An 8536-nucleotide genomic window follows, 5' to 3' on the forward strand; every position below is an offset into this window, starting at 1 on the left:
ACCTGTCAAGTACAAAAACAAAATACCTCGCAGACCTCTCATACCCATAAACAACATCTCCAAAATCAAGTAACCCCAAAACCAATTACCCCCCAGCCCCTACAATAAACACAAAACCTCCGACCAGATCGCGTTCCCCACTCGCATACCCGCTTTCATTCGACGCAAAAGCCAGAGACATCCGCTCTCACATTTGTCTTCAATAACAACGACAGGAAATCGACGCTATAATGAATGATACTCAGCCCTCTAGGGCGTCGTTCCGCGAGGACGGAGGAAAGGAAAAGGAGGAGTACATCGTGAGGAAGCAGGACTTTCAGGTTGGTCCGTCCGCCATGGAGGGACTCAACGCATTTTTGACGAACCCCGACAACCCCCTGCTCGCGGACCTGCGGCGGGTGGTCGCCAAGTACGGTTCGGTGGAGGAGATCAACGCCAGGGCACGGGAGGCCGGCCGCATCGAAACCCTTTTGAAGCGGCTCGAAAGGATAAACTCCCCCTACATCAAGGATCTCGAGTGGCTCATGACGGCGCGCGAGGAGGGAAGGTTCATCCCGATCTCGGCCTATAGAGCCAGGGTCAGCCCCGAACGCCCCGCCTGGGAGTACGACGCGGCAAGGCCGGTAACCCTGGAGATCAGCGCCCTGCAATATTTCCCCTGGGTCGTCGCCGAAGCCCGGCAGTGCATCGAAAGGGGCGAGGTGCTCCCGGGCCGCTTCATTCGCGTCCGGAAGATGAAGGAGCAGGAGGCGGACGGAGGCGATCTCCCCGCAGTCCGGGCCGCCATGAAGATCCTGGGGGCCTCCTGCGTCGAGACGCTGGACACCAAGGGGACGGACGGCTCCAACGTGCACCTCGGGGGGCCGGAGACCCTGACGGGCTACTTCGGAGGCATCGGCCAGCCCAACGGGCATCCGCTCCAGTGGGTGGATGAGGCCCTGTACTATTACGTGAACTACGGCGTGGACGAGGTGCTGAACATCAATCCGGGCACCGTCTTCCTGGGCTATCTTCTCTATCGGCTGGGCGTGAACATCCGCTTCAAGATATCGGTCTTCATGGGCAACGACAACCCCTACGCCGTCCTCTGGACTCTGTTGGCCGCGCGCATGTTCGCGCGCGACGACGGCTCCACCCCTCTCTCCGGCTTCAACCTGTCCAACTCCATCGACGACGGCAACCTGGCCCGTGCCGCCACCGTGCGGAAGGAACTGGGGCTCGAGGATCAGGTCCGCATCGAGCACCACATTACGGAGACGTGGAAGAGCATCGTCCGGCAGCCCTATGACCGGCGGGCCGGCCTCGTCGAGCTGGCAAAGACCATCCCCAACATCTCCGCCAAACACGAGGGAGGAAACCCCGAGGACGAAAAGGACCTGGCCCATCCCTCGGACATCCTCGACTACTTCCGCGACAGGAAGGAGATCGAGTCATCCGGCGAGATGGACGCCCTGCTGGGGAACTACATGCTGAAGCACAAGGCCGTGAATACGACCGCGGAGGCCCTGACGAGGGCGGGACTCTCCTTCGTCGCCGCAGGCGCGCACCGCCGCTGATTCAACGGCAGCACACAAATGAAAAAATGCCCCCTCCTCAAAAAGGAGGGGGCATTCGCATTCAATTCGTCGACGGTTCCTTCGGCTTCACGTCCAGCGAGACGATGACGGGCATCCCCCGCCATACTTTCACGATTGCCTCGATGCGGCCTTTTCGTGCGGCGTCCTCCAAAGCGCGGCCCGTGTTCTCCCTGAGGTAGAAACGTTCGAGCCCGGGACCGAAATCGAGCCTCGCCACGGAGCCGCCGGAGGCGGCACGAAACGTCCCCCTCAGATAGGGCCGCCCCACAGGCGGGGACGTCCCGACCCCCTCGGGAGAAAATATGCCCGATGCATCCCGCTCAAGGGATACGTACCAATCCTTTGCGAGCTTCATCTCCGCCGGTTCCGGTCCGCCGGTTTCCCCCCCGGAAACGACGTCGAACGAGGCCAATGGGATCTCCTCCACCGCAAAGCGGAGCGCCACATAGTCGCCCCTGAAGAGGTCCCGGGGATCGAACGGGACCGTGGCGAGGCGCACTTCCTCACCGAACATCAGGATCAGAGTGGGCCTCACCGGCGCGGCTAGGAGCACGCACAGGGGCAGGAGAGCCACGACGAGATAACGTCTCAATCCCCTCATGCCTTTTTCCCCTCCTCAAGGGTCGTTCTGATCCGCTTCGCCCTTCGGCGCACCCGCTCCATGAAATAGCCCAAGGCGATCAGCAGGAGGCCGCCCACCGTGAAGAACGCGGCCTTGGGCATGAAATCGTAGAAGCCGTCGAAGTAATAGCGCAGCACCAAAAGGCAGAAAAAAGTGGTCGCCAGGGTGTGTCCCCTCCAGGTCAGCCAGAGCATGAGCAGGGAGAAGATCAGGGCCGACAGCACCGCAAAGGCGGTATCGGGTGAGGAAAACCCCATCCCGACGACCAGCGCGTTGAACCTGGGGAGGCAGTCCGGCAGAACGGAGTCGCGCCAGACCATGGAGATCGTGAGGAAGAGCCCGCAAACCCCTGTCAGCATAATCCCCCACCCCTCCAAGTCACCCTTCCGTTCTCCGAAGGAGCAAAGGACCATCAGCATCCCGATTCCGCCCAGCACGATCAAGTTCTGCGCTGGGTCCGAGAGATAGGCGAAGAGCGGCAGACCGACGAAGGAAAGGGTGGCAAAAACGTTCATGCCGAAACAGAGACGTCTGCGCTCCCCCAAACGCCACCAGGCCGCCCACAGGGCCAAGAGGATCAGAACCCTTTGAGGCCGGAAGAGGCTCCGCAGGAAATCCGCGACGGAGAACTGTGGAGCACTCCAGAAGCTGCCGAACAGACCGAACCATGGGGCATGGAATCCATACAGAAAAACAATCGCGAGCGCCTGCATGAGAAGCACCTGGAACGGGTCGCGAAAGAGCAGGGCGACGGGCAGCACCCCCGCGAACCACCAGGCAACGGCCGTAGTCCAGTGCCCGCCCTGATGAAACATCTGGGCCATGAGGAAGATGCCCCCGCCATAGATGAAGCTTCCCAGCAACAGAAAGGCCCGCGACGTGCGGGGAAACTCCGCCTCCGCCCGCCAGGCTGCAAGGATGGAAAACAGGTAGCAGAGCACGATCAGGGCAGCGCGGAAGGCGCGGGGCATGTCCAGCCAGTTCGCGGCGACGGCGCTCAGGAACCCCAGGCCGACAAGCATGCCTCCCAGCCCCAGCAGAACCTGAGGGAAATGCCCCTTCCGAGGAGCATAAAGCCCCTCGATGGCGGAGGCCTGGGCTGGATCGATGATCCCGGAGTCCCTCCAGAGGGCGACCTCGCCCAGCAGGAAATTCAGCTCCTTCCTTTTGACGAAACGCTCGGGGAAGCCCCTTTCCATGACGATGCCGCCCTCAGCTCACGCGGCTGCCCAGCGGGATCTCGCCTGCAGGAGCCACGAGGGTCAGGGCCTCGCTGTTCCCGTCCACCTTGACGCTGGCGGCCAAGATCATGCCGTTGCTCTCGATGCCGCAGAGTTTCGCCGGCTTCAGGTTCGTTACCAGGACGACGCGCCGCCCCTCCAGTTCTCCAGGTGTGAAGAACGCCTTGATGCCGGAGCAGACGGTGCGCTTCTCGTATCCCAGGTCCACCTCCAGCTTGTAGAGCTTGCGCGACTTCGGGATCTCCTCGACCTTGACAATCTGCGCCACGCGCATCTCCACGGAGCGGAACGCCTCGATGCCGATCTCGGGCTCATGTTCCAGGTCCGGCTCATGCTTCGAGGCGGCGCCCCCTCCCTCCTTACGCGGGGCTCCGGACCTCGCCCCCTCCTCGCCCCGAGCCTTTTTCCACGCCTCCAGGTCGATCCGGGGAAAGAGCACCTCGGCCTTACGCACCCGCGTCCCCGCCCCCGCGCCCCAGACGAAATCGTCGTAGAGGAGCTCCAGGGGGGAGCCGTCGAGCCCAAGCTGCTCCCAGATCCTCCGCGACGTCCCCGGCATATAGGGGGCGATCAGGAGGGCCGAGAGGCGAAGCGCCTCGTACAGGCTCAGGAGCACGGAGTCCAGCTTCTTCTCCTGCCCCTCCTTGGCCAGTTTCCAGGGCATGGTCTCGTCGATGTACTTGTTGGCGCGCCCAACGAGCGCCCAGACCGTCTTCAGGGCCTCGTCGAAGGCAAAGCGTTCCATGGTCTCGTCCACGCGCTCCAACGTCGCCTTCGCGAGCGCACGGAGTTCGTTGTCCAGCGGGTCGTCGAGCTTGCCCGCCGGGACGACGCCATCCCGATAGCTGACGATCATCTGGAGCGTGCGGTTCAGAAGATTGCCCAGGTCGTTCGCCAGGTCGCTGTTGATGCGCCCGACGAGCGCGGCCTCGGAGAAGTCCCCGTCATGGCCGAAGGGCACCTCGCGGAGCAGAAAATAACGGAAGGCGTCGGCCCCGTAGAGCTCCGCCATCTTGAAGGGGTCCACGACGTTGCCCTTGGACTTGCTCATCTTCTCGCCGTCGACCGTCCACCAGCCGTGGGCGATGACCGAGACGGGGGGCTCCAGCCCCAGGGCCAGGAGCATGAGCGGCCAGATGACGCAGTGGAAGCGGATGATGTCCTTGCCCACCACGTGCCGGACGGACGGCCAGTATTTCCGGAACATCGCGGGATCGTCCAGATACCCCACCGCCGTGGTGTAATTGATCAGGGCGTCGAACCAGACGTAAATCACGTGCTTCTCGTCGCCCGGGATCGGGATGCCCCACTTGAGGGTCGTACGGGACACGGACTGATCCCGAACCTCCCCCCGCAGGAAGCTCATGATCTCGTTGTAGCGGATGCGCGGCATGACCCCGCTCAGGTGCTTTTCGTAATGTTCGATCAGCCTGGGGACGTATTTGGAGGCTCGGAAAAAGTAGCTTTCCTCCTGCATCAGGGTCAGGGGCCGACCGCAGTCCGGGCAGGTATTGCCCTCCCCGGCGCTGGACTCGGGGACGTAGGTCTCGCAGGGGACGCAGTACTGCCCCTCGTAGGTCCCCTTGTAGATGTCCCCCTGCTCCATCAGCTTCCCGAACATGGCCTGGACCACGCGGATATGGCGCGGCTCGGTGGTGCGGATGAAGTCGTCGTTGCCGATATCCAGGACCTTCCACAGATCCTTGAAGTTGACGTGGATCTTGTCCACCAGCTCCTGGGGCATCATCCCCTTCGCCTCCGCGGCGGTCTGGATCTTCTGCCCGTGCTCGTCCGTCCCTGTGAGGAAATACACGTCGTACCCCTTCATGCGCTTGTAACGGCTCATGACGTCGCAGGCTATCGTCGTGTAGGCGTGGCCGATGTGGGGAATGTCGTTGACGTAATAGATGGGAGTGGTGATGTAGAAATTCCTGCCGTCCATAATAAAAAACCTCCGTATTCACGTACTCGAACCGTCAGACCGGGCAGGGGCCCTCGGCCGGTCGGCCCCTCCAGGGCCTGAGCACGATGGGTTTCAGGTTGAAGCATTTCAGGGCCTCGTTCACGTCCTCCAGGGCGAACACGCCACTCTCCATGCAATGAAGGAGGACGATATCGTAGACCTCATCCTCCGAAAGCGTGTGCCCCGCCGAGACGAGAAGCCGACGCATCTCGTCCCGTTTCAGTTCGAGCGCCAGGCCGAACGCGAAGACCAGCTCCTTGAGGGGACAGCACTGCCCGTCGGCACGCAGAGCGGCCATGTCCTCCGGGGTCCAGCCCATTTTGGAGCTCATCTCCGCGTCGCCGATTCCCCTCTCCTCCATCAGCCCGGTAAGGGTCTTGACGAAGAAGCACGGCCCGTCCTCCGGGGAAAGACCCGCAAGGACATGAGGAACGGAGATTTCCCCCGGGAGAGGCGCACCCTCCCCCTCCCCGCTGAGGGGACGGAGCGTGCCCTCCAGGGAGCTGAGGGTCCCATAAACTTTTTTTGCAAGATCCATGAGAAACTCCGAGGACAACATCGCTAGGACCTCCACAACCCCGGCAAAAAACCGATTATGTTATCTTATCACGATCCTCGGCACTCCTCCCGGAACACGGGGGAGAGGAGAAATACCAGGCCCAGCAGAGGCAGCAACCCGATGAGCAGCGTCGTATTGTGGATGCCGATCCTGTCCGCAAGCTCTCCCAGGGGGTAGAGCGCCACGTTTGCCGTCCCCCACGCAAGCCCCATGACAACCGAACTCGCGACGCTCCGGGCATGGGGCATCAACGTCTGGGCCAGGACCACGGTGAGGGGCATGGTGGAGTAGATACAGGAGACCCCCACGATGTAGAGAGAGGTCGAAAGCAGCCCCGAGGCCAGCGAGGCCGACGTCAGGAAAAGCGACCCCAGGAGCAGGGTCAGCCCCAGGATCGTCCTGATGCTCACCCTTTTGGACAGCCGTTCGACGGGGATCATCGCCAAAGTTCCTCCGAGCGTGATACAGAAGAGAACGGTCCCGATGGCATCCAGAGCACCGCCCTCGGCCGCGATCTTCAGCGGCAGGAAAAAGCGTACGCACTGGAACACGACGTCCCGGATCACGGCGACGGCCCATAGGGGGAAGAGCACCGTAAACACCCCGCCAAAGCTCCGCCAGAACCCCGAGCCGCTCTCGGTACGGGGAGGAAGCGTTTCCCGGAGAAACGGCATGAAACAATAGATCAGAGGGGCAAGCAGGAGAGGTGGGAGCAGCGTGGCCCAGAGGCCTCCATACCCGAACCGCTCCACCACGAAGACGGCCACGACGGGACTGACCAGAACCCCGGCCGTCCCGGAGATGTTGAACAGGGTCAGGGCAAACGACAGTTTTTCCGGCCTCGCCACATAGCCGATCCCCCCGCTGCCCTGAGGGTGGAACAGGGCGCTCCCCACCCCCCAGAGCCCGGCGAAGAAGAGGGCCCCTCCGTAGCTTCCCGCAGATGGAAGCATGACGGCCCCCAAGCCGCAGAGCAGGGGGCCGGCCATCATGAGCCAGGGGCGGCGAATACGGTCGCAGAAGTAGCCGATCACGGGCTGTCCGACGATATGGCAAAGCCCCACGATGAGGCTGAGCGCCCCCGTCAGAGCGTAGTCCAGCCCCAGCGACGCCTTGATGTAGGGAACGAAGGTGGGCAGAAACGCCGCATACATATCGTTGACGCCGTGCGCCAACGATATCAGGACCACCTTGATCTCCAAAAGCGCAAAAAAGTCCCCTTTCAGGGGGAAGGCGCCCGTCTTTCCGCTCAACGCAGTTCAACTCCATTCCTGAAAAGGCGGCGTCCGCCCCTTTTCCCCTGGTCTCTTACAGAGCTTTCCGAGGCTTTAGCCGCAGTTACTTTATCATGGACAGTTTGAGATTCCGATCGAAAAAGAGCGTGGCCAACCGTCGCCGCCCCTTCATCAGAGAATAGGAATAGGGGGTGTCAATGGCCGTCGCCACATAGCGCGCACGCAATATGAGATTGTACCCCGCGTGGTCGGCTATCGCGAAAATTTTGTCCAGCGAAAGCCCCAGCTGAGGCTCGCCGATCAGAGGATCCAACGGGTCTCCGGAGAAGACGACCCGCCCCGAAGGCGCGGGAGCCGGTACACCATCCACCCCCAAAGCGGGAACCGTTTCGCCCGGAGCCTTCGCGCCGGCGGGCCCCGCAGGGGCCTCCGCAGACGAACGGGCTCTTTTAGGCCTGGCAAGAGATTTCAACTCCACCACCGGTCCACCGCTCCCCGAACCAGAGGATCCCGCCTCCGGGGTTCCCTTGGGGGCCGCAGGGGGCTCGGGGTTGAGCGGGCGGATCGCCGCATCCGCACTCCACCGGCTGCCAAAAATACAACCCCCTACCGACAACACACCACAAATCAGCAACACAGCGATCTTTTTTGAAGACATCATACAGACAACCTCCCCAAAAATTTGAATGACGACGAAAAAGGTGCGCACAAAATCGACATCAATCCAAAAAATCCTTGAGTTTGCGACTGGGCTGACGAAGCTTCCTCAAAGCCTTGGCCTCGATCTGCCGGATCCGCTCCCGGGTCACGTTGAACTTGCGCCCGACCTCCTCCAGGGTGTAGGAATGTCCGTCCTCCAGGCCAAAACGATAATGAAGCACCTCCCGCTCCCGGCTGGACAGCGTAGCCAACATCTCCTCGATCTGTTCGTGAAGCAGATGGCCCGCCGCAGCCTCGTAGCCATGAGGGAGTCGCCGCCCAGCCGGAAGTAATCGGAGTCGGCGCTCGCGCTCGTCTCCAGCAGTTCGTCCCAGATCTCGGCAAGCCGCCGTTCGGTGGCAGACAGGGCGGTGACGGCGGAGATGGGAGCCGCCGGGGAGCCGTCGTCGTCGGCCTCCTCGGGGATCAAGCCCGCCAGTGCCTCGCGGTCGACCTTCCCGTTCCCGGTGAGCGGGAAATGTGAGATCTCCATAATCCGCTTCGGGATCATGTACTCGGGCAGCCTGGCGGACAGCAGTCCGGCGGCCCGGTCGTACTCGGCCGCGGGCAGCGGCTCGGGCTCGTCGCCGCCCGCCCTCGCGGCCACGACGAGCACCATGGAATCCGTGACCTCAACGCG

Annotated in this window: 7 protein-coding genes and 2 pseudogenes; 1 reads left to right on the forward strand and 8 read right to left on the reverse strand. The window is 62.3% G+C overall.

What is annotated here, in order from left to right:
* Positions 1-299 precede the first annotated feature (299 nt).
* The gene (locus Q0176_RS09770) at positions 300-1556 is read left to right on the forward strand and encodes a hypothetical protein (protein ID WP_299302228.1); all 1257 of its coding nucleotides are present in this window, start codon (positions 300-302) and stop codon (positions 1554-1556) included.
* Between the two features lie 61 nt (positions 1557-1617).
* On the opposite strand, the gene Q0176_RS09775 is transcribed toward Q0176_RS09770, so the two are convergent.
* The 8 genes and pseudogenes from Q0176_RS09775 to Q0176_RS11265 form a co-directional block, all read right to left on the reverse strand.
* Complete coding sequence (locus Q0176_RS09775; RefSeq protein WP_299302231.1) at positions 1618-2178, reverse strand: GDYXXLXY domain-containing protein; 561 nt, start codon at positions 2176-2178, stop codon at positions 1618-1620.
* Complete coding sequence (locus Q0176_RS09780; protein WP_299302234.1) at positions 2175-3398, reverse strand: DUF2157 domain-containing protein; 1224 nt, start codon at positions 3396-3398, stop codon at positions 2175-2177. The genes Q0176_RS09775 and Q0176_RS09780 overlap by 4 nt, the downstream gene beginning before the upstream one ends.
* A 13-nt stretch (positions 3399-3411) precedes the next feature.
* Positions 3412-5382, reverse strand: a complete 1971-nt coding sequence (gene metG / locus Q0176_RS09785; protein ID WP_299302236.1) for a methionine--tRNA ligase — start codon at positions 5380-5382, stop codon at positions 3412-3414.
* 34 nt (positions 5383-5416) lie between these two features.
* A complete protein-coding gene (locus tag Q0176_RS09790) occupies positions 5417-5962 on the reverse strand; it encodes a hypothetical protein (RefSeq protein WP_299302239.1) in 546 nt (181 codons plus the stop codon).
* 47 nt (positions 5963-6009) lie between these two features.
* Complete coding sequence (locus Q0176_RS09795) at positions 6010-7215, reverse strand: MFS transporter (RefSeq protein WP_299302242.1); 1206 nt, start codon at positions 7213-7215, stop codon at positions 6010-6012.
* An 85-nt stretch (positions 7216-7300) separates the two neighbouring features.
* A complete protein-coding gene (locus Q0176_RS09800) occupies positions 7301-7858 on the reverse strand; it encodes a hypothetical protein (RefSeq protein ID WP_299302245.1) in 558 nt (185 codons plus the stop codon).
* A 58-nt stretch (positions 7859-7916) separates the two neighbouring features.
* Positions 7917-8153 (reverse strand): annotated as a pseudogene (locus Q0176_RS09805) (sigma-70 family RNA polymerase sigma factor); the annotation flags it as partial.
* Between the two features lie 35 nt (positions 8154-8188).
* Positions 8189-8515 (reverse strand): annotated as a pseudogene (locus Q0176_RS11265) (hypothetical protein); the annotation flags it as partial.
* Between the last annotated feature and the right edge of the window lie 21 nt (positions 8516-8536).

The organism is uncultured Fretibacterium sp. (genome assembly GCF_938040765.1).
Lineage (GTDB): Bacteria > Synergistota > Synergistia > Synergistales > Aminobacteriaceae > CAJPSE01.